Source organism: Cronobacter sakazakii (assembly GCF_000982825.1).
GTDB classification, from domain to species: Bacteria; Pseudomonadota; Gammaproteobacteria; order Enterobacterales; family Enterobacteriaceae; genus Cronobacter; species Cronobacter sakazakii.
In genome coordinates this window covers 3,133,376-3,152,411 of the sequence record NZ_CP011047.1, presented here as the reverse complement: position 1 = coordinate 3,152,411, position 19,036 = coordinate 3,133,376, and the positions used below count along the sequence as shown (strand labels likewise).

20 protein-coding genes and 1 pseudogene are annotated in these 19,036 nt (G+C 59.9%); 10 read left to right on the top strand and 11 right to left on the bottom strand.

Features of this window, described 5'->3' with window-relative positions; all coding sequences use genetic code 11:
- The first annotated feature begins 18 nt into the window (after positions 1 to 18).
- The 4 genes from osmY to osmV are packed head-to-tail and all read left to right on the top strand — an operon-like array spanning position 19 to position 3,456.
- On the top strand, positions 19 to 732 hold the full coding sequence (gene osmY, locus CSK29544_RS15030; protein WP_004387236.1) for an osmoprotectant ABC transporter permease OsmY: 714 nt from the start codon (positions 19 to 21) through the stop codon (positions 730 to 732).
- A 16-nt stretch (positions 733 to 748) separates the two neighbouring features.
- Positions 749 to 1,654: an osmoprotectant ABC transporter substrate-binding protein OsmX gene (gene osmX, locus CSK29544_RS15025; protein ID WP_007901453.1), complete on the top strand. Its 906-nt coding sequence runs from the start codon at positions 749 to 751 to the stop codon at positions 1,652 to 1,654.
- Between the two features lie 9 nt (positions 1,655 to 1,663).
- Entirely contained in the window at positions 1,664 to 2,311 is a 648-nt protein-coding gene (osmW, locus tag CSK29544_RS15020) for an osmoprotectant ABC transporter permease OsmW (protein ID WP_004387234.1), read from the top strand.
- Complete coding sequence (gene osmV / locus CSK29544_RS15015) at positions 2,311 to 3,456, top strand: osmoprotectant ABC transporter ATP-binding protein OsmV (protein WP_004387233.1); 1,146 nt, start codon at positions 2,311 to 2,313, stop codon at positions 3,454 to 3,456. Before osmW ends, osmV begins: the two co-directional genes overlap by 1 nt.
- A 209-nt stretch (positions 3,457 to 3,665) precedes the next feature.
- Here the strand turns inward: osmV and bioD are convergent, their stop codons facing one another.
- The 3 genes from bioD to ynfL form a co-directional block, all read right to left on the bottom strand.
- Entirely contained in the window at positions 3,666 to 4,358 is a 693-nt protein-coding gene (gene bioD / locus CSK29544_RS15010) for a dethiobiotin synthase (RefSeq protein ID WP_029039123.1), read from the bottom strand.
- A gap of 115 nt (positions 4,359 to 4,473) precedes the next feature.
- Positions 4,474 to 5,691 (bottom strand): sugar metabolism global transcriptional regulator Mlc, encoded by a 1,218-nt coding sequence (gene mlc / locus CSK29544_RS15005; protein ID WP_007896030.1) that lies wholly within the window; start codon positions 5,689 to 5,691, stop codon positions 4,474 to 4,476.
- A 94-nt stretch (positions 5,692 to 5,785) separates the two neighbouring features.
- Positions 5,786 to 6,718: a multidrug efflux transcriptional activator YnfL/SxtR(Kp) gene (gene ynfL, locus CSK29544_RS15000; protein WP_007896032.1), complete on the bottom strand. Its 933-nt coding sequence runs from the start codon at positions 6,716 to 6,718 to the stop codon at positions 5,786 to 5,788.
- Positions 6,719 to 6,837: 119 nt separating this feature from the next.
- Between ynfL and ynfM the strand changes: the two genes are divergently transcribed.
- The 4 genes from ynfM (at position 6,838) to CSK29544_RS14985 (ending at position 10,859) form a co-directional block, all read left to right on the top strand.
- The gene (gene ynfM / locus CSK29544_RS14995; protein WP_007896034.1) at positions 6,838 to 8,088 is read left to right on the top strand and encodes a multidrug efflux MFS transporter YnfM/SxtP(Kp); all 1,251 of its coding nucleotides are present in this window, start codon (positions 6,838 to 6,840) and stop codon (positions 8,086 to 8,088) included.
- A 73-nt stretch (positions 8,089 to 8,161) separates the two neighbouring features.
- Positions 8,162 to 9,646, top strand: a complete 1,485-nt coding sequence (locus CSK29544_RS14990) for a carboxypeptidase M32 (RefSeq protein WP_007896036.1) — start codon at positions 8,162 to 8,164, stop codon at positions 9,644 to 9,646.
- 207 nt (positions 9,647 to 9,853) lie between these two features.
- Positions 9,854 to 9,934: a small membrane protein YdgU gene (gene ydgU, locus CSK29544_RS25260; RefSeq protein WP_015386704.1), complete on the top strand. Its 81-nt coding sequence runs from the start codon at positions 9,854 to 9,856 to the stop codon at positions 9,932 to 9,934.
- Positions 9,935 to 10,037: 103 nt separating this feature from the next.
- A complete protein-coding gene (locus CSK29544_RS14985) occupies positions 10,038 to 10,859 on the top strand; it encodes a trypsin-like serine peptidase (protein WP_007896040.1) in 822 nt (273 codons plus the stop codon).
- A 40-nt stretch (positions 10,860 to 10,899) separates the two neighbouring features.
- Here CSK29544_RS14985 and mdtI read toward each other — a convergent pair whose 3' ends face one another.
- The 3 genes from mdtI to CSK29544_RS25225 all read right to left on the bottom strand — a co-directional run bounded on the left by mdtI (position 10,900) and on the right by CSK29544_RS25225 (position 11,806).
- Positions 10,900 to 11,229: a multidrug/spermidine efflux SMR transporter subunit MdtI gene (gene mdtI, locus CSK29544_RS14980; RefSeq protein WP_007775321.1), complete on the bottom strand. Its 330-nt coding sequence runs from the start codon at positions 11,227 to 11,229 to the stop codon at positions 10,900 to 10,902.
- Complete coding sequence (gene mdtJ / locus CSK29544_RS14975) at positions 11,216 to 11,575, bottom strand: multidrug/spermidine efflux SMR transporter subunit MdtJ (protein ID WP_007868015.1); 360 nt, start codon at positions 11,573 to 11,575, stop codon at positions 11,216 to 11,218. The genes mdtI and mdtJ overlap by 14 nt, the downstream gene beginning before the upstream one ends.
- A 126-nt stretch (positions 11,576 to 11,701) precedes the next feature.
- Positions 11,702 to 11,806: a protein YdgV gene (locus CSK29544_RS25225; RefSeq protein WP_419669701.1), complete on the bottom strand. Its 105-nt coding sequence runs from the start codon at positions 11,804 to 11,806 to the stop codon at positions 11,702 to 11,704.
- A 275-nt stretch (positions 11,807 to 12,081) separates the two neighbouring features.
- Here CSK29544_RS25225 and CSK29544_RS14970 point away from each other — a divergent pair, with 275 nt between their 5' ends.
- Positions 12,082 to 12,489: an ASCH domain-containing protein gene (locus CSK29544_RS14970; protein WP_007896046.1), complete on the top strand. Its 408-nt coding sequence runs from the start codon at positions 12,082 to 12,084 to the stop codon at positions 12,487 to 12,489.
- Between the two features lie 113 nt (positions 12,490 to 12,602).
- Here CSK29544_RS14970 and umuC read toward each other — a convergent pair whose 3' ends face one another.
- The 4 genes from umuC to CSK29544_RS14950 all read right to left on the bottom strand — a co-directional run bounded on the left by umuC (position 12,603) and on the right by CSK29544_RS14950 (position 17,224).
- A complete protein-coding gene (umuC, locus tag CSK29544_RS14965) occupies positions 12,603 to 13,871 on the bottom strand; it encodes a translesion error-prone DNA polymerase V subunit UmuC (protein WP_007896048.1) in 1,269 nt (422 codons plus the stop codon).
- Position 13,872: 1 nt separating this feature from the next.
- Positions 13,873 to 14,292, bottom strand: a complete 420-nt coding sequence (gene umuD, locus CSK29544_RS14960; protein ID WP_007775328.1) for a translesion error-prone DNA polymerase V autoproteolytic subunit — start codon at positions 14,290 to 14,292, stop codon at positions 13,873 to 13,875.
- Between the two features lie 201 nt (positions 14,293 to 14,493).
- A complete protein-coding gene (locus CSK29544_RS14955; RefSeq protein ID WP_007896050.1) occupies positions 14,494 to 16,458 on the bottom strand; it encodes a peptidase U32 family protein in 1,965 nt (654 codons plus the stop codon).
- A 235-nt stretch (positions 16,459 to 16,693) separates the two neighbouring features.
- On the bottom strand, positions 16,694 to 17,224 hold the full coding sequence (locus CSK29544_RS14950; protein ID WP_007896053.1) for a helix-turn-helix domain-containing protein: 531 nt from the start codon (positions 17,222 to 17,224) through the stop codon (positions 16,694 to 16,696).
- Between the two features lie 93 nt (positions 17,225 to 17,317).
- Between CSK29544_RS14950 and CSK29544_RS14945 the strand changes: the two genes are divergently transcribed.
- Complete coding sequence (locus CSK29544_RS14945; RefSeq protein WP_007896056.1) at positions 17,318 to 18,481, top strand: benzoate/H(+) symporter BenE family transporter; 1,164 nt, start codon at positions 17,318 to 17,320, stop codon at positions 18,479 to 18,481.
- Between the two features lie 31 nt (positions 18,482 to 18,512).
- Here CSK29544_RS14945 and CSK29544_RS14940 read toward each other — a convergent pair.
- Positions 18,513 to 18,989, bottom strand: a pseudogene (locus CSK29544_RS14940) (DUF3313 domain-containing protein); the annotation flags it as partial.
- Positions 18,990 to 19,036 lie beyond the last annotated feature (47 nt).

The following is a 19,036-nucleotide window of genomic DNA, read 5'->3' as shown; positions in this document are numbered from 1 at the left end:
CCAGGGAGACAACGCCTCATGCAGAAAGCCTCACTGACTTTACGCGCCATCGGGGCGCTCGCCGGGCTCGCGGCCGTTATTGCCTTACTGGTCTGGGGCATCGGCCCCGAGACCCTCGCCGCCCGCCGCGAAGATCTGCTTTATCTGGGTAAACAGCACCTGATTCTGGTGTTCAGCTCCATGGCGCTGGCGCTCGCCGTCGGTATCCCGAGCGGCATTCTGTTAAGCCGTCCGGCCGCGCGCCGCTTTGCGGAATACGCGATGCAGATTTTTAACGTCGGCAATACCCTGCCACCGCTGGCGGTGCTGGCACTGGCGATGGTGGTGGTCGGCATTGGCGATAAACCCGCTATCGTGGCGCTGTTTCTGGCTTCTCTGCTGCCAATTGTGCGTAACACCTACGCCGGGCTCTGCTCGGTGCCGGGCTCGCTGATTGAAGCCGCCAACGGCATTGGAATGACCAAAGGCCAGCGGCTGTGGCAGGTGGAGCTGCCGAATGCCTGGCCGGTGATGCTCTCCGGCATTCGCATCGCCACCGCCATTAACGTCGGCACCGCGCCGCTGGCCTTTCTTATCGGCGCGAGCAGCTTCGGCGAGCTGATTTTCCCTGGCATCTATCTGAACGATTTTCCGACGCTCATTCTTGGCGCCGCCGCCACGGCCTTGTTCGCGCTGATTCTGGATATGGCGCTCGCAGCACTTGGCCGCGTGCTCAGCCCGCATACCGCCTGATGATAAGGAGCTTCCGATGACCCTGCTGAATCGCTGGCTGGCTTTCGCCGCCGCGGGCCTCTTGCTGGCCACGACCGCCGCCCGCGCCGCGCCGCTGGTGCTGACCACCAAGAGCTTTACCGAGCAACATATTCTCTCCGCCATGACCGTGCTTTACCTGCAAAAGAAAGGTTTTCAGGTGGAGCCGCGCACCAATATCGCGACGGTAATTTCGCGCAACGCCATGATCAACAAACAGGTGGACATGACCTGGGAGTACACCGGCACGTCGCTGATTATCTTCAACCATATCAACAAGCGAATGACGCCCGAGGAAACCTATAACACGGTGAAAAAGCTCGACGCGAAGCTCGGGCTGGTGTGGCTGAAACCCGCCAGCATGAACAATACCTACGCATTCGCGATGCAGCGCAAGCGCGCCGAAGAGGAGCATATTTCGACGATTTCGCAGCTGGCGCAGAAAGTCGAACAGGTGCGCAAAACCGACCCGGATAACAACTGGATGCTGGCGCTCGACCTGGAGTTTTACGGGCGCAGTGACGGCATGAAACCGCTGCAACAGGCGTACAACATGCCGCTCGACCGCCCGCAGATCCGCCAGATGGACCCGGGGCTGGTCTATAACGCCATTCGCGACGGCTTTGTGGATGCAGGCCTGGTCTACGCCACCGACGGGCGCGTGAAAGGCTTCGATTTAAAAGTGCTGGAAGATGATAAGGGCTTTTTCCCAAGCTACGCCGTTACGCCTGTCGTGCGTAAGGATACGCTGGCGGCGAATCCGGGGCTTGAGGAGGCGCTGAATACGATCTCCGGCCTGATGGATAACGAGACCATCACCACGCTGAACGCGAAGGTGGATATCGCTCACCAGACGCCGCAGCAGGTCGCCCGCGACTTCCTGCGCGACAAAGGTCTGCTTTAAGGAGGGATGATGGATACCATTCACTATATGATCGATAACGCCGGTTTTCTGGCGAGCCTCACATTCCAGCACCTGTGGCTGGTGCTGCTGGCGGTGGGCTTTGCGATTGTTATCGGCGTGCCGCTCGGCATTCTGATTGTGCGCCATAAATGGCTCGCCACACCGGTGCTGGGGCTGGCGACGCTGGTGCTGACCATTCCGTCCATCGCCCTGTTCGGGCTGATGATCCCGCTCTTCTCGCTGATAGGCCAGGGCATCGGCGCCCTGCCCGCCATTACCGCCGTGTTTCTTTACTCGCTGCTGCCGATCGTGCGTAACACGCACACCGCGCTCGACAGCCTGCCGCCGGGGCTTCGCGAAGCCGGTCGCGGTATCGGTATGACGTTCTGGCAGCGCCTGCGCTGGGTGGAAATTCCCATGGCGCTGCCGGTGATTTTCGGCGGCATTCGTACCGCGGTCGTGATGAATATCGGCGTGATGGCGATCGCCGCCGTTATCGGCGCGGGCGGTCTGGGGTTGTTGCTGCTTAACGGCATTGGCGGGAGCGACATTCGTATGCTTATCGCCGGTGCGCTGATGATCTGTTTACTGGCCATTATTCTGGACTGGTTACTGCACCGCCTGCAGGTTGTGCTGACGCCGAAGGGGATCCGCTAATGATTAAACTTGAAAACCTCACCAAACAGTTTGTGCAGAAGAACGGCCAGACGTTTAACGCCGTCGATAACGTCAACCTGAACGTGCCGGAAGGCGAAATGTGCGTGCTGCTCGGCCCGTCTGGCTGCGGCAAGACCACCACGCTGAAGATGATTAACCGGCTGATCGCGCCCTCCGGCGGCAAGATTTTTATTAACGGCGAAGACACAACCGATCTCGATACCGTCACGCTGCGCCGCAATATCGGCTACGTCATTCAGCAGATTGGCCTGTTCCCGAATATGACGATTGAAGAGAACATCACCGTGGTGCCGCGGATGCTGGGCTGGGATAAAGCGCGCTGCAAGGAACGCGCAACCGAGCTGATGGCGATGGTGGCGCTGGATCCGAAACGCTTCCTCAACCGCTACCCGAAAGAGATGTCCGGCGGTCAGCAGCAGCGTATCGGCGTTATTCGCGCGCTGGCGGCGGATCCGCCTGTGCTGCTGATGGATGAGCCTTTCGGCGCGGTCGACCCGATTAACCGCGAGGTTATCCAGAATCAGTTCCTGGAGATGCAGCGCCAGCTGAAGAAAACGGTGATGCTGGTGAGCCACGATATCGATGAAGCGCTGAAGCTTGGCGATCGCATCGCGGTGTTCCGCCAGGGGAAAATCATTCAGTGCGCCAGCCCCGACGAGCTGCTCGCGAAACCGGCCAACGAGTTTGTCGGCTCTTTTGTGGGCCAGGATCGTACGCTGAAACGCCTGCTGCTGATTCAGGCGGGCGATGTGACCGACAAACAGCCGACGATTACAGTGCGTAGCTCGACGCCGCTTGCAGAGGCGTTCGCGCTGATGGACGACAACGATATGCGTTCCGTGACGGTGGTGGATGAGAACGAGAAGCCGCTGGGATTTGTGAAGCGTCGCGAAGCGCGCGGCGCAACGGGCGTTTGCGCCGATATCACCCACCCGTTCCGCGTGACCGGTAAAGCGGAAGATAACCTGCGCGTGGTGTTATCACGTCTTTACGAGCACAACACGGTCTGGATGCCGATCGTGGATGAAGACGGCCGTTACAGCGGTGAGATTTCACAGGATTATATCGCCGATTATCTCAGCTCCGGGCGTACGCGACGGGCGCTCAATATTCACGAAGGGTGAGTAAAACGGCGGGTGCGCTCCGCTTACCCGCCCTACGGAACAGACGGTGGGCAATAATGTAGGGCGGGTAAGCACCGCGCACCCGCCTTATGGAACAGCCGGCGGGAGAATAATGTAGGGCGGGTAAGCACCGCGCACCCGCCTTATGGAACAGACGGCGGGAGAATAATGTAGGGCGGGTAAGCGCAGCGCACCCGCCATAAAACCACTCACACCGCGGCGCGCAATGGGTCGGTTGCACCAAGCCGCGTCACATCCACCCACTTCGCTAAATCGCGCTGCTCGGCGCGCGGCAGATACGGTAATTCGCCAACCAGCGGCGCAGGCAGCTTCTGGCTTAACACCTCGATAATTTCGGCGTAATGCGCAAGCCCCGGATTTATCCGGTTCGCCACCCAGCCCACCAGCGGCAGACCGTCGCTCGCAATCGCCTGCGCGGTTAACAGCGCATGGTTCAGACACCCTTCCTGAATGCCCACCACCATCAGCACCGGCAACTGCTCCTGCACCACCCAGTCGGAAAGCGGGCGTAAATCGTTCATCAGGCTGCGCCAGCCGCCTGTGCCCTCCACCACCACGTGATCCGCCTGCTCACCCAGCTGCGCGAGGCCGTTTGACAGCAGCGAATAGTTAATGGCGCAGCTGTGCGCCACGCTGCTCTCTTCTTCGCTAAATGCGATGGGGTTGATGGCCTCATACGGCAGCGTCAGGGAAGAGACGCTTTGCAGCACCAGGGCATCTTTGTTGCGCAGCCCCTCCGGCGTCATTTTGCTGCCTTTCGCCACCGGCTTATAGCCCACCACGCGTTTGCCGGTGGCGGCCAGCGCCTGTAACAGGGCGCGGGAAACCACCGTTTTCCCGACGGCGGTATCTGTACCGGTAATAAAGACGCGCTTAAGCATCGCTGACTCCATCTGCCATTGTGTTAAAAAGAATGATCCAGTGGCAAAAGTCTAAAAGAAGACTTTCAGGGTCAGCTTGAGTTAGCGCAATTTTTAGTGGATCAAGGGAAAGTCGTCAGCCTTGCAGCAGGCGAATCAACAACGAACCGTTATACATCGCGTCTTTCACCAGCGCTGCGCCCGCCATCGTGCCGCGGTTTGGGAACTGGGTGCTTTCCACGCTGATGTTCCGGCTGTAGGCGGGCAGCGACTGCTGGCGAACGGCGTCAGCAATCGCCGGAAAGAGAATATCGGACGCCCGGTTAAGCGGCGAACCAATCAGAATTTTTTGTGGGTTAAACAGATTGACCATAATCGCGAGAATGCGCCCGACGTTAACGCCGACGCCGAAAATAATATCGCGCGCCAGCAGATCGCCCGCCAGCGCCGCGTCGCACAGCGATTCCACGCTAAGCGGCTGTCCGTGCAGCATCGAGCCCATCGACTGATTCATCCGCTGCTGCGCCAGCTCCAGCACGCTGTCGATGCTGGCGATAGTTTCAAGGCAGCCGTGGTTGCCGCAGTAGCAGCGCTTGCCGTAAGGATCGACCTGCGTGTGGCCAATCTCCACCAGGCTGCTGCTGCCCGCGTGCAGCAGGCGGCCGTCGGTAATGACGCCCGCGCCGACGTTATGATCGATAACCACCTGAATCACATCACGCGCGCCGCGTGACGCGCCGAACAGCCCTTCGGCCATCGTCCAGGCGCTGATGTCATGCTGAACAAACACCGGTACGCCGGTGTGCGCCTCCAGCGCCGCGCCAAGCGGCATATCAACGACATCATAAAACGGCATCTGGCGCACCAGCCCGTGTTCGGTATCAATCACGCCAGGCAGCGTAATGGCGATGGCGGTGAGGCGCTCCAGCTGGCGCTGATGGCGGATAAAAAAGCGATCGATATGGTCGATAATGCGATCGAGCAGCGGGCGGGCCTCCTGCAACGGCAGATCGAGCTGCTCTTCCACCACCAGTTTGCTGCTGAGATCGCGCAGCGCGAGGTTGATTTCACCGCGGTTGATGCGCACCGAAAGGTAGTGCCAGGCGTCGGTTTCCACCGCGAGCCCTACGGCGGGGCGACCACGGCTGCCTGGCTCCTGGATTTCCGTCTCCTGAACCAGATGCGCCTCCAGCATTTCGCGCACGATTTTGGTAATGCTGGCGGGGGCGAGTTGCGCCAGTCTGGAAAGATCGATACGTGATACCGGGCCAAGCTGATCAATCAGGCGATAGACAGCGCCCGCATTGGTCTGTTTTATCTGATCGATATGGCCCGGTTGACTGTCAGCAACCACGTCCTGCTCCCTTATTTTCGCGCTTCGAAATAAACATTCGGCTATGGTGAATCACTTCGCCAGGGCGCGTCAAATTTTTACTTAGCCTTGTGATTTACCGCACATTTTTATGCAGATCGGCGGCCTTTTCCGGCCATTGCGCGGCCCCGTTAAGCAGAGAAATAAAACGTTGTGCCGCGGCGCTTTGCTCCTGATGCCGCGCCCAGACCAGCCACATTTCTGAAATTGCGTCCGGCTCGCGCAGTTTTACCCAGCGCATCTCCTCTAACCGCACGCGCTGAAACGACGCCGGAAGAATCGACACGCCAAGCCCCGCCGCCACCAGGCCGATGATTGTCATTGCCTCGCCCACCTCCTGCGTGATGCGCGGCTGCACGCCGTAGCGATGCAACAGCCCGAGAATATCGTCATACAGCCCGGTGCCAACGTGCGGGTCAAAAAAGACGAACGGCTCGCCCGCCAGCTCACTTATCGACACCTCCTCGCGCGCGGCGAGCGGATGATCGCAGGGGATGAGCGCCAGCAGCGGCTCGCGCAGCACCAGCTGCCAGGCGAGCGTCTCCGGCAGCGGGGTGTTACGCATCAGCCCGACATCGAGCCGCCCTTCGGTCAGCGGCGCTATCTGCGAGCGGGTGTTTATCTCAAGCGTCTGTAAATGCACATCCGGGTAGCGACGGCGAAACACGGAAAGCGTGTCGGAAATGGCGCGGATAAACGGCGCTGATGACGTAAAACCGATGCGCAGCTCGCCGGTCTCGCCGTTATGCAGGCGCGCGGCGCGCACCGCCGCGGCTTCCACCTCGCTTAAAATCTGGCGGCTGTCGGCGAGAAACTGCCTGCCTGCCGCCGTGAGCGTGACGCTACGGTTGGTGCGAGCCAGCAGCCGTGCGCCGGTCTGGGCTTCCAGCGCCTGGATCTGCTGGCTCAGTGGCGGCTGGGAGATATTCAGGCGGGCGGCGGCGCGGCCAAAATGCAGCTCTTCCGCCACCGCCACAAAATAGCGAAGATGACGCAGTTCGATATTCATATTTATTATGTATTATTTGAGATTATTAATATATTAGACAGATGATTAGCAGCTTTCTACTCTTCGTGTGTGCCTCACCCGCAGCCAGCAATCGCGGGGATATTACGTAAGGATATGCTGTGAGTCGTACCACTACCGTCAGCGCCCCGTCGGCGCAGGCTGCTGACGATGCCGTAACTGCCGCGCCGGCAACGTATATCAAACGCGGCACGCCCGCCTTTATGCGCGTCACGCTCGCGCTCTTCTCCGCGGGTCTCGCCACCTTCGCCCTGCTCTACTGCGTACAGCCCATTCTGCCGGTGCTGTCGCAGGAATTTGGCGTCACGCCCGCCGCCAGCAGTATTTCGCTCTCGGTCGCCACGGGGATGCTGGCCGTGGGGCTGCTGTTCACCGGGCCGCTGTCCGACGCTATCGGGCGCAAGAACGTGATGGTCACCGCTCTGCTGCTGGCCTCCATCTGCACCCTGCTCGCCACCATGATGCACAGCTGGCACGGCATTCTGCTGATGCGCGCGCTGATTGGGCTGTCGCTGAGCGGCGTGGCGGCCGTCGGCATGACCTATCTTTCCGAGGAGATCCACCCCAGCATGGTGGCATTCTCGATGGGACTCTACATCAGCGGCAACTCAATTGGCGGCATGAGTGGCCGTCTGCTCACCGGGGTTATCACCGATTTCTTCAGCTGGCGTGTGGCGATGGCGTTTATCGGCTGCTTTGCGCTCGCGGCAGCGCTGATGTTCTGGAAAATTCTTCCGGCCTCACGCCATTTTCGCGCCTCGTCGCTGCGCCCGCGCACGCTGCTGATTAACTTTCGCCTGCACTGGCGCGACGACGGCCTGCCGCTGCTCTTCGCAGAAGGCTTTCTGCTGATGGGCGCGTTTGTGACGCTGTTTAACTACATCGGCTACCGGCTGATGCTGTCGCCCTGGCACTTAAGCCAGGCGGCGGTGGGCCTGCTGTCGGTCGCGTATCTCACCGGCACCTGGAGCTCGCCGAAAGCGGGCGCGATGACCGCGCGTTTCGGCCGCGGCCCGGTGATGCTCGGCTTTACCGGCATCATGCTGTGCGGCCTGCTCCTCACGCTGTTCTCATCCCTGTGGCTGATTTTCGCGGGTATGCTGCTCTTCTCCGCCGGATTCTTCGCGGCGCACTCCGTTGCGAGCAGCTGGATAGGCCCGCGGGCGCGACGCGCCAAAGGCCAGGCGTCGTCGCTTTATCTGTTCAGCTATTACTTAGGCTCAAGCTTCGCGGGCACGCTCGGCGGGCTGTTCTGGCACCGCTACGGCTGGAACGGCGTCGGCGGGTTTATCGCGCTGCTGCTGGTGCTGGCGCTACTGGTCGGCGGTGGGCTGCACCGCCGCGTCCGATAATCGCCCTTCGGGCCTCGTGTTTCGTCAGGGTTAGTGCTACCTTTTCTGCTTGCCGACAACGTCACGAGGCCTTATGGAAAACAAAAATTATCAACAGCTTAGCCGCACGTTCCTGCGGCTTTCCCGCTTCTCTCATCTCTCCGCTATCGCAAGCTGGGATATGTTCGCCATGATGCCGCCGGGCGGCAGCCGTGCGCGCGGCGAAGCCCTGGCGGAGCTGAGCGTGCTGCAGCATCAGATCCTGACCGACAAAAAAATGGCCGAATGGCTGCGCGGCGCGGAACAGGAAGACTTAAACGATCTCGAACAGGCGAACCTGCGCGAAATGCAGCGCCACTACCAGCAGGCGGCGCTGCTGCCGGAAGCGCTGGTCGAGGCCAAATCGCTCGCGGGCAGCCGCTGCGAACACGCCTGGCGCAGCCAGCGTCCGGCCAACGACTGGGACGGCTTCTCGGAAAATCTCAAAGAGGTGGTGAAGCTGAGCCGTGAAGAGGCCGCTATTCGCGCCGAAGCCAAAGGCTGTTCGCGCTATGACGCGCTGCTCGATATTTTCGAGCCGGATATGACCAGCGCGCGCCTCGATACGCTGTTTGGCGATCTGCGCAGCTGGCTGCCGGATCTCCTCGCCCGCGCGGTGGAAAAACAGGAACGCACCGTTCTCACCACACCGCAGGGGCCGTTCCAGGTGGCGCAACAGCGCGAGCTGGGCCTTGAGGCGATGCGCCTGCTCGGCTTTGATTTCGACGGCGGCAGGCTGGATGTCAGCGCGCACCCGTTCTGCGGCGGCGTGCCGGAAGATGTGCGCATCACCACCCGCTATGACGAAAATGAACTTTTCAGCGCGCTGTTTGGCGTGATCCACGAAACCGGCCATGCCCGTTATGAGCAAAACCTGCCGCGCGAATGGCCGGGCCAGCCGGTGTCGCTTGCCCGCTCTACCGCGATTCATGAATCCCAGAGCCTGTTCTTCGAAATGCAGCTCGGGCGCAGCCGTCCGTTCCTGAAGCTGCTGCTGCCGCAGGTGGTCTCGCGTTTCGGCAAGCAACCAGCGTTTGAGGAGGAGAACTATCTGGCCTGGAACCAGCGCGTCAAGCCAGGCTTTATCCGCGTCGATGCCGATGAAGTGAGCTACCCGGCTCACGTGGTGCTGCGCTACGAGATTGAGCGGGCGCTGATCGACGGCGATATTGAAGTGGACGACATTCCGGCCCTGTGGGATGAGAAAATGCAGCAGTGGCTGGGGATCTCCACCACCGGCAACTACCGCGACGGCTGTATGCAGGATATTCACTGGACGGATGGCGGCTTTGGTTACTTCCCGTCGTACACGCTTGGCGCGATGTATGCCGCTCAGCTTTTCCACGCTGCACGCCAGGCGCTGCCGAACCTGGATGCCTCGATTGCCGCAGGCGATCTGCGCGCGCTGTTTGACTGGCTGCGCCAGTCGGTGTGGCAGCACGGCAGCCGCTTTACCACTTCGCAGCTGATGATTAACGCCACCGGCGACGATCTCAACCCGCGCTATTTCCGCGATCATCTGACGGCCCGCTATCTGTAGCGCCGTCGTATACGCCGGGCCGCGCGCCCGGTGTGTACATTCCGTTACACGCCGATACTAATCACCTACGGACGCCCGCCCCGCCGCGCCGTTATAGTCTCTTCACGCCCCGCCGTTTTTTTTCGCCGCTTTTGTCAGGCCTGCGCGCTCAGGCACGCGCGTCGCCGTTTGCGCCGGACGCGCGGGCTGCGTTTCCGGAGGCCCGACATGATCCGCCGCTATCAGTTTGAGATAATCCTGACGCTGCTGCTGTTATGCGGCGCGCTGTCGATCTTTTTTTACTGGTAAACGTCGCTAGCACGCTGATTTTATTCTCACTTTGCTCGCGTCACGTCTATAGTTACCTCACAGGGTTACTTTAATAATCATAATTGCCCCACCAGAGAGTGATATGCGCAAAACCGTTTTTTTGTTACTGGGATCGCTACTATTACCCGCTTTTATTACCCATGCCGACGAGGGCGATGACGCGTCTGAGACCGTAAGCGACGTTCAGACCCTCTTTTTTGGTCATGATGACCGCACGCCCGTACCGGACCCGGCCGCGTCCCCGTGGGATGCCATCGGCCAGCTTGAAACCGAAAGCGGTAACCTGTGTACCGCCACGCTTATCTCCCCGCACCTGGCGCTGACCGCCGGGCACTGTTTGCTCTCTCCGCCGGACGGCACCCCAGACCGTGCGGTGGCGCTGCGTTTTGTGTCGCATAAAGGGGCGTGGCGCTACGAAATTCACAGCATTGAAGGGCGCGTATCGCCGTCGCTCGGGCATAAACTGAAAGCCGACGGCGAAGGCTGGATTGTGCCGTCTTCCGCCGCGCCGGAAGATTTCGGGCTGATTATTCTGCGTAACCCGCCGTCTGGCCTGACGCCGCTGCCGCTGTTCGAAGGCGATCGCGCGGCCCTGAACCGGGCGCTGAAAGCGACAGGGCGGCGCGTGACGCAGTCCGGCTACCCGGAAGATCATCTCGACGCGCTCTACAGCCATCAGGATTGCCTGATTACCGGCTGGGCGCAGCGTAACGTGCTGGCGCACCAGTGCGACACGCTGCCGGGCGACAGCGGCTCGCCGCTGATGCTGCGCACCGACACCGGCTGGCAACTGATTGGCGTGCAGAGCTCAGCGCCCGCCGCCAAAGACCGCTGGCGCGCCGATAACCGTGCGATTTCAGTAACCGGTTTTCGCGAGCGCCTCGAAGCGCTGGCGAGCGAATAAAAAAGGGGCGCTCAGCGCCCCTCTCTCTTTGCTTTATGGCTTACGCCAGCTTGATGATCACCATACCCACCAGCAGCAGCCCAAGCCCGGCCCAGCCTTTGCGGTTAAGCCGCTGGCCGAACATAATCCAGCCTGCCGCCACCGTCGCGGCGATCCCGAAACCGCCCCACAGCGCGTACGCCACCGCCAGATCGATGCCTTCCACCGCCTGCCCCAGCGCGCTGAAGGCGGCGAGGACGGCGGCAAGCGACGCCACGCCATAGACCGGGCGGCGAAAGCCGTCGGAGAATTTCAGCCAGATATTGGCGATAATTTCGAGGCCTATCGCCAGCAGCAGCCAGAGAATATGCTGTAACTCAACCTGCGACATGACGCACCTCCGCCTTGCGGCTCACGGTACGGGTGCCGGTTTTGATCAGTAAAATCCCGGCAATTAATACCAGCAGGCCCAGCGCTTTTTGCACCGTCAGGGTTTCGTTAAACAGCAACACGCTAAAGAGCGTAATTAAGACGATCCCGACACCTTCCCACAGGGCGTAAGCCACACCCAGCGCAATACGCTTAACAGAAAAAGACAGTAAAATATAAGAAAGGGAAATCATCACCAGCATTAAAATAAATCCGGCGTGGCCACCGCCAACGCTTGCCCATTTTAATGCCAGCGTCCCGGTAATTTCCGACACAATCGCTAATGCTAATAAAATCCAGTAAATCATAATCTCTCTCCTGCCTGAAAAAATACACAGGCATATCAGATGGCGCGTAAATACGCGTCATTAAAAACGATTAAAACAGTAACAGGCGTACAGTGACGGCCTGAAAAAATTCAGAAGAGAGACGGACTAAAGCGCCGTGCGCCAGTGCTGTTCACCGCAAAGAAAGGTGGCAGGGAAAGGAGTGGAAGAAACGTAAAACAGGGAGATAAAACAATTGAACAGGTTGTCCATAATCTTTCAATTTATCCGCGGTCTTGCTTCTCGTCGTTGCGGATCAAAATTGGCCTCGGTAGTCAAACACGCCCGAATTAAACCATGTCGCCAGAATTTTCTCAACCCGTTTACACTACTTTACGGCAGTTTTTATTTTTTATCGGGGCAAAAACAGCGGCTTATTTTGATGGCCCGATTAATTAATCATACCGAACGATTAAATAATCATTAGCAGGCTCTCTTTTTTCACGATATGCTATTTCCTTACATTAATTTAACAAGGAAGTATCAGAATGACCGTAGACGAACTGCAACAGAAATATCACGGCGCGCGGGCCTGGGGCTTTGGCGATTCACCGCACATGGCGGACGAGCTGGGCGCGCTGGTGGCGCATGGCACCAAACGCGCCAGCTGCAGCGATTATCACGCCTGGCGGCAAGACGCCGACCCGGTCCTGCCGGGGGATTACCACATTATCCTCAACGGCGCGGGCGAGCCGCTGTGCGTTATTCGCACCCACACGCTGCGGCTGGTGAAATTCTGCGACGTTACTGAACAACTCGCCGCACTGGAAGGCGAAGGCGATTTAAGCCTCGCTTACTGGCGCAATGAGCACGAGGCGTTTTTCACCCGCGCCGGCTGTTTCTCTCCCGACATGCCGCTGATGTTTGAAGAATTTGATCTGGTGGAGCGGTACTGAGGGGTTATTAGAACCATCAGAAACACCTTACCTGGCGGACTTTTATTGTCGCCGCGCAGCGCTTTATGGCCTGGTTTAACCGGCAGCGCGGCGAAGGCGTAATTGTTAGCCCCTCACCACAAACTCGCGCGCGGTAATTCACTGAAACGGGTGGTGTAGCCTGGCGAAAGGAATTCGCGCTTCATCGCCCAGGGCTTGACGATCCCCTGACCTGCGAACCAGAGCTTCCCCCTGCCTGAGCGATTATATTCATCCAGTAGATGCATCAGCGGCGCACTGTTGGCCTGTGGCGGGTGTTCATCGAAGAGATTAAGCTGCGCCACGCCCTGGCTGAAAAAATCACCCAGCATGACGCCCGCTTTGATGTAGCGATACCCTTCGCGCCAGATGGCGTCCAGTGCGCTCACCGCCAGCCGCACGATTTCGCGGGTGTCGTTGGTGGGTGTCAGCGCCTGGCACAGCGCCTGGTTGCTGTAGCGGTTATCGGGTTCGTCATGCGGGCTGGTGCGGATAAACACCGCCACCTGGCGGCAGAACTGATGCTCCTGACGCAGCTTCTCCGCGGCGCGCTCCGCCCAGGCGCAGACCGCCTGACGCATATCCTGGTAAGCCGTGACGCGGTAGCCAAACGAACGGCTGCACACGATCTGCTGCTTCGGCGCAACAAACTCATCCATCGCCAGACACGGCTCGCCGCGCAGCTCGCGCACGGTGCGCTCCAGCACCACGTTAAAATTTTTGCGGATCACCCACGCCGGGCTGTTGGCCAGATCAAACGCGGTCTCAATGCCCATCGCCGCCAGCTTTTTGCTGAGCCTGCGCCCGACGCCCCACACTTCATCCACGTTAAAATGCGCCAGCGCCCTGCGCAGCCGGGCGGGATCGGAGAGATCGACCACCCCACCCGACTTCGGCCATTTTTTGGTGGCGAGATTAGCAAGCTTGGCGAGCGTTTTGGTGGGCGCGATACCCACGCCGACCGGCAGATGGGTTTCGCGCCAGAGACGGTCGCGGATCTCATGAGCAAACGTGGTCAGCGACATCACGTTACTGACGCCGCGCAGATCGACAAACGCCTCGTCGATCGAGTAGATCTCCACCTGCGGCGCCATCTCTTCGAGAATATCCATCACGCGTTTGCTCATATCGGCGTAAAACGCGTAATTGGAGCTGAAGACCGCCACGCGATGACGCTCAAAGAGCGCGCGCTGTTTGAAATAGGGTTCCGCCATAGTGATGCCAAGCGCCTTTGCCTGGCGGCTGCGGGCAATGACGCAGCCGTCGTTGTTGCTCAGCACCACGACCGGTTTATCCCGCAGATCCGGGCGAAACACCATCTCGCAGGAGGCGTAAAAGCTGTTCACATCCACCAGCGCGTACATCTCAGCGCCTCTTCTTCAGCACCCAGGTGACTACGCCGAAAATCACCACCTCGGCGTCGCCGCCAAGCGGGATCGGCGCGAAATCCGGGTTCATCGGCACCAGTTGCGCCACCGGGTGCAGGCGCAGGGTTTTCACGGTGAACTCCCCTTCCAGCGCGGCCACGACAATGTCGCCCTCCTGCGGCTTCAGGGCGCTGTCCACCACCAGCAGATCGCCATCCTCGATCCCGGCGCCGTTCATCGACTCCCCGGCCGCCCGCAAAAAATAGGTGGCGTTCGGGTGCACGATGCAGTGTGCGTCAAGGCTTACACGCTTTTCTACGTAATCCTGAGCGGGCGACGGAAATCCGCAGGCCACTGTCTCAAGGAACAGCGGCAACCCCTCGGCATCAGGCTGTGGCAAGAGTCGCATCATTAACATGGCGTACTCCATCCATTCATTATGTTGTTATTTACTGTGTTTATATACAGTAGTTTGATTTGTACTGTTCTGACAACCCTATTTTTAAGCGAAGCGGCGCAATTGCCTGGAGATCGGCCGGTTTATGCGGGTTTGTTGAGCGGTATGGCGTGCAGACAAAAAAAGCCAGAGCGTGGGCTCTGGCTTTTCGGGGAAAGACTGTCAGGCGTTTTTGCGTTTCGGCAGGGTCTTCAGCAGATCTTCCGGGCTGATGGAGGCGACCACGCTGCCCGGCTGCGGCATTTTCAGGATATGGTTTTTGATCTTGCCGACCACGTGCATTTCGCAGGGTTTGCAGTCAAAGCGCAGGGTTAACACTTCGTCGCCGTGCACCAGCTGCATCGGCGTCGCCTTCCAGCTCTTGATGTTGCCCTTCGCCTGTTTCGGGCAGAGGTTAAAGGCAAAGCGCAGGCAGTGCTTGGTGATCATCACCGGCACGTCGCCTTTTTCTTCGTGCGCCTCATACGCAGCGTCGATAAGCTGCACGCCATAGCGCTGATAAAATTCACGCGCCTTATGGTTGTAGACGTTCGCGAGGAAGCTCAGGTGCGTTTCCGGGTAGACCGGCGGCGGCACGGAAACCGGCTTGCGCACGCCGCGCTGGTAATTCGCCAGGCGCGCGGCGTCCAGCGCCTCAATCGCTTCACGGCGGAACGCGTTGAGCTGGCTGTTAGGCACAAACAGCGCGCCCGGCAGCGTAATCTGCACGTCGCGGGCAAAATAGATAGTCTGCCCCAGTTTCGCCAGGCCCTCTTTCAGGCTGGTCAGCGCTTTTTCCGGGTTGTTGGCTTCGTCAAACTGCCCGTCAAGGGTATGCGTCACGCTGACGCCGTCTTCGCTGGTGATGGTCAGGATCAGCTGTTCCTGCCAGCCGCCAAGCTCGATATCCACGCCGATGCGGCGTTCGCTGGAGGTTTTCAGCAGCGCCTGCTGCCAGTTGTGATCGAGGTTGCGGTTAAGCTTGTGGTGCGGGCGCAGGGTTTTCAGCGCCGACGGCATCTCGTTCGGGAAAACGCGGTAGCGGTTTTCGCCGGTTTTTTCCGCCACATTGACGCGAAAACCCACCACTTCGCGTTTGATCATAACGTTTAGCCCGTCGCCGTTGGCCAGCGGCTCGGTGACTTCCACATCCAGATGCTCTTTGCCAACGCTCAGCACTTCGCCGACCGGCAGGCCGACGAACGTCGGGGTGTCGAACGCGCCAATATCGATTTTACGGGCGTTAACGAAGTAATCGGTGCTGCCGCGGTGGAAGGTTTTCTCGGTGGACGGCACGAAGTAGTGCGCCGTGTTACCCGCGGAGGAACGCGCCAGATCGCCGCGATCTTCAATAATCGCGTCGAGCATCTGACGGTAGTGCGCCGTGATGTTTTTCACGTAGCTCATGTCTTTGTAGCGCCCTTCAATCTTGAAGGAGCGCACGCCGGCGTCGATCAGCGCCGCCAGGTTGGCGGTTTGATCGTTGTCTTTCATCGACAGTAGGTGTTTTTCATACGCCACCACGCGACCCTGATCGTCTTTCAGGGTGTACGGCAGGCGGCAGGCCTGCGAGCAGTCGCCGCGGTTGGCGCTGCGCCCGGTCTGGGCGTGGGAGATATTGCACTGGCCTGAATAGGCCACGCACAGCGCGCCATGAATAAAGAATTCGATGGTGGCGTCGGTGTTATCGTGAATGGCGCGGATCTGGTTGAGGTTCAGCTCGCGCGCCAGCACGATTTGCGAGAAACCGGCGTCGGAGAGGAACTTCGCTTTCTCGACGCTGCGGATATCGCACTGGGTGCTGGCATGCAGCTCGATGGGCGGAATATCCAGCTCCATAATGCCCATGTCCTGCACGATCAGGGCGTCAACGCCCGCGTCATAGAACTGGCCGATAAGCTTGCGGGCCGGCTCGAGCTCGTCGTCATGCAAAATGGTGTTCAGCGTGACAAACACCTTCGCGCCGAAGCGATGGGCGAACGGCACCAGGTCTGCGATGTCCTGGAGGCTGTTGCTGGCGTTGTGGCGGGCACCGAAACCGGGGCCGCCGATATAGACTGCATCTGCGCCGTGCAGAATGGCTTCGCGGGCGATGGCGGTATCGCGGGCGGGGCTGAGCAGTTCAAGGTGATGCGGTTGCAGGCGCATAATTCGTCGTTATCCGTTATTTGAAAGGCGGCTATTGTAGTCACATTCGGGGCGTTCGGAAACTGTTTCACGGTACCGCTGCGGGTTTGCCGTTCTGCGGGAAAGTATTGCACAAAGGTTTATTTCACGCGGCACGCCGCAAGGGATACGCTGAGGCGGTATTCCTGACTTATCACCTCAGTTTCATCGTGTCGTTGTAGATTGTCGTTGGCCGCAAGCTTGCTTGCGGTTTTTTTTATGGTGCCGGGTAGTGAATAAGCGAATGAAAGCGCACCGGCAGCGCGGTGGCGTTGCGGTAGGCATGCGGCCGGTCGCCAGCAAACTTCAGCCCTTCGCCAGGGCCGAGCCGCCGCCAGACGCCGTCCGTCTGAAGCTCCAGCTCGCCCTCAATCACCACCACATGCTCCGTTACGCCGCGCTCATGCGGCGTGGAGTCGCTCTGCGCGCCGGGCGCGAGCGTAACGGCGAGCATATCGAAGCGCAGCTGTTCATCCCACGGAAACACCGGCTCTACCAGCATCGTCTGCTGGGCGTCAAACACGGTACGCGCCCCCGGCGCAGGCGGTGTGATAAACGCCGAAAACGGCACGTTAAAGCCGGTGGCGATTTTCCACAGTGTGGCAACCGTCGGGCTCGATTCGTTACGCTCTATCTGGCCGAGCATCGCTTTCGACACGCCGGTTTCCTGCGCCGCCTGGGTCAGGCTCCAGTTTTTCTGCTGGCGCAGCGCTTTCAGCGTCTGCGCGAGATGGGCGGTAATGTCCATACGTTCTCCTTTGAGGGTGACAGTATAGCGCCTTGTGCGTTATAGCGCACGATGATAGAGTCATCGGACGTTATAACGCACAGCGGAGCACATATGCGCTTTTCTCTTCCCCCGGCTCCTGCCGTTATCGCAGGATTTGTGGCGGTGCTGGTCGGCTACGCCAGCTCTGCCGCTATTATCTGGCAGGCCGCCGCGGCGGCAGGTGCCACGCCTGCGCAAACGACGGGCTGGATGACGATGCTCGGCGTCGGTATGGGCGTCAGTACGCTCGCGCTAAGCCTGTGGTATCGCGCGCCGGTGCTGACCGCCTGGTCGACGCCCGGCGCGGCGCTGCTGGCGACGGGCCTTGCGGGCAGTAATCTGCATGAGGCGGTCGGCATTTTTATTTTCGCCTCGGCGCTGATTGTGATTTGCGGCGCGACGGGCCTGTTCGCCCGCCTGATGAAAATCATTCCGCCGGGGCTTGCCGCTGCGATGCTGGCGGGCATTCTGCTGCGCTTCGGGCTACAGGCGTTCGGCACGTTAGAAGGGCATTTTATACTGTGCGCCGCCATGACGGGGGCGTGGCTGCTCTGTAAAGTCTTCGCGCCGCGCTACGCCGTGGTGGCCGCGTTGCTGGCAGGCGTCGCGGTCTGTCTGTTGCAGGGCGAGGTGAACACGGCAGCGCTGCATTTTCGCCTCGCACCGCCGGAGTTTGTCTCGCCCGCGTTCAGCCTCTCTTCGCTGCTCGGCGTCGGCCTGCCCTTCTTTCTGGTGACGATGGCCTCACAGAACGCGCCGGGCGTCGCCACGCTGCAGGCTTCCGGCTACCGGGTGCCGGTTTCGCCGTTGATGGTCACCACCGGCCTGCTGGCGCTGCTCCTTGCGCCCTTTGGCGTCTTTTCCATTTGCATTGCCGCCATTACTGCGGCCATCTGCCAGAGCCCTGAGGCACACCCGGACCGCGACAGGCGCTGGATAGCGGCGGCGATGGCGGGCGTGTTTTATCTGCTGGCGGGCGTATGCGGCGGCTCCGTCGGCGCGCTGATGACTGCCCTGCCGCTGCCGTGGCTGCAAACGCTCGCCGGGCTGGCGCTGCTCGGCACCATTGGCGGCAGCCTGCATCAGGCGCTGGCGAATGAACGCACCCGCGACGCGGCGCTGATTACCTTTCTGGTGACGGCATCCGGCGTGACGCTGCTCGGCATCGGGTCGGCCTTCTGGGGGTTAATGGCTGGCGGGATAAGCTACGCGCTGCTGGCGCGACGGGCGGGATAAAAAAGAGGGAGCCAGGCTCCCTCTGTACGGTTTATTTCGGCGCGGGATCGAACATGCGCGCGTCGGTCGCCATATCGTCGATCACCTGTTTGAGGTTGTCGACCGTGAGCGGCGTCTTCTCGTTGTTGAGATCTTTCCCCTCACCTTTACGCACCACTTTCACCACGGTTTTCTGCGTCGCCGCGTCAATCAGCTCACCTTCAAAAAACAGGCTGGTGTCCATCGTACGATGGCCTGTCGCGACTTCGGTTCCGGCCACCACCAGCGCAATCGGCAGCACTTCATAGAATTGCAGCCCTTCTTTGCTGCTGTCGACGGCAGTGATCGCGCCGCGGAAAATCACGCTGCGCGGGCCGGGCGTCGTCACCAGCGGCTTGCGGCTCGCGGCGGCGCTTTTCAGTTTATCGTTGGTGTAATTCAGCAGGCCATCAAGCACCTTCTGAGAGATCTGCGCAGTCGGCTTCGGCGTCGGATAATAGACCACCGGGTTGTAAACAATAGAGTCATAATTATAGGCAGGATGGTTAACTGATTGAATTTGAAGAAAGATAAAAA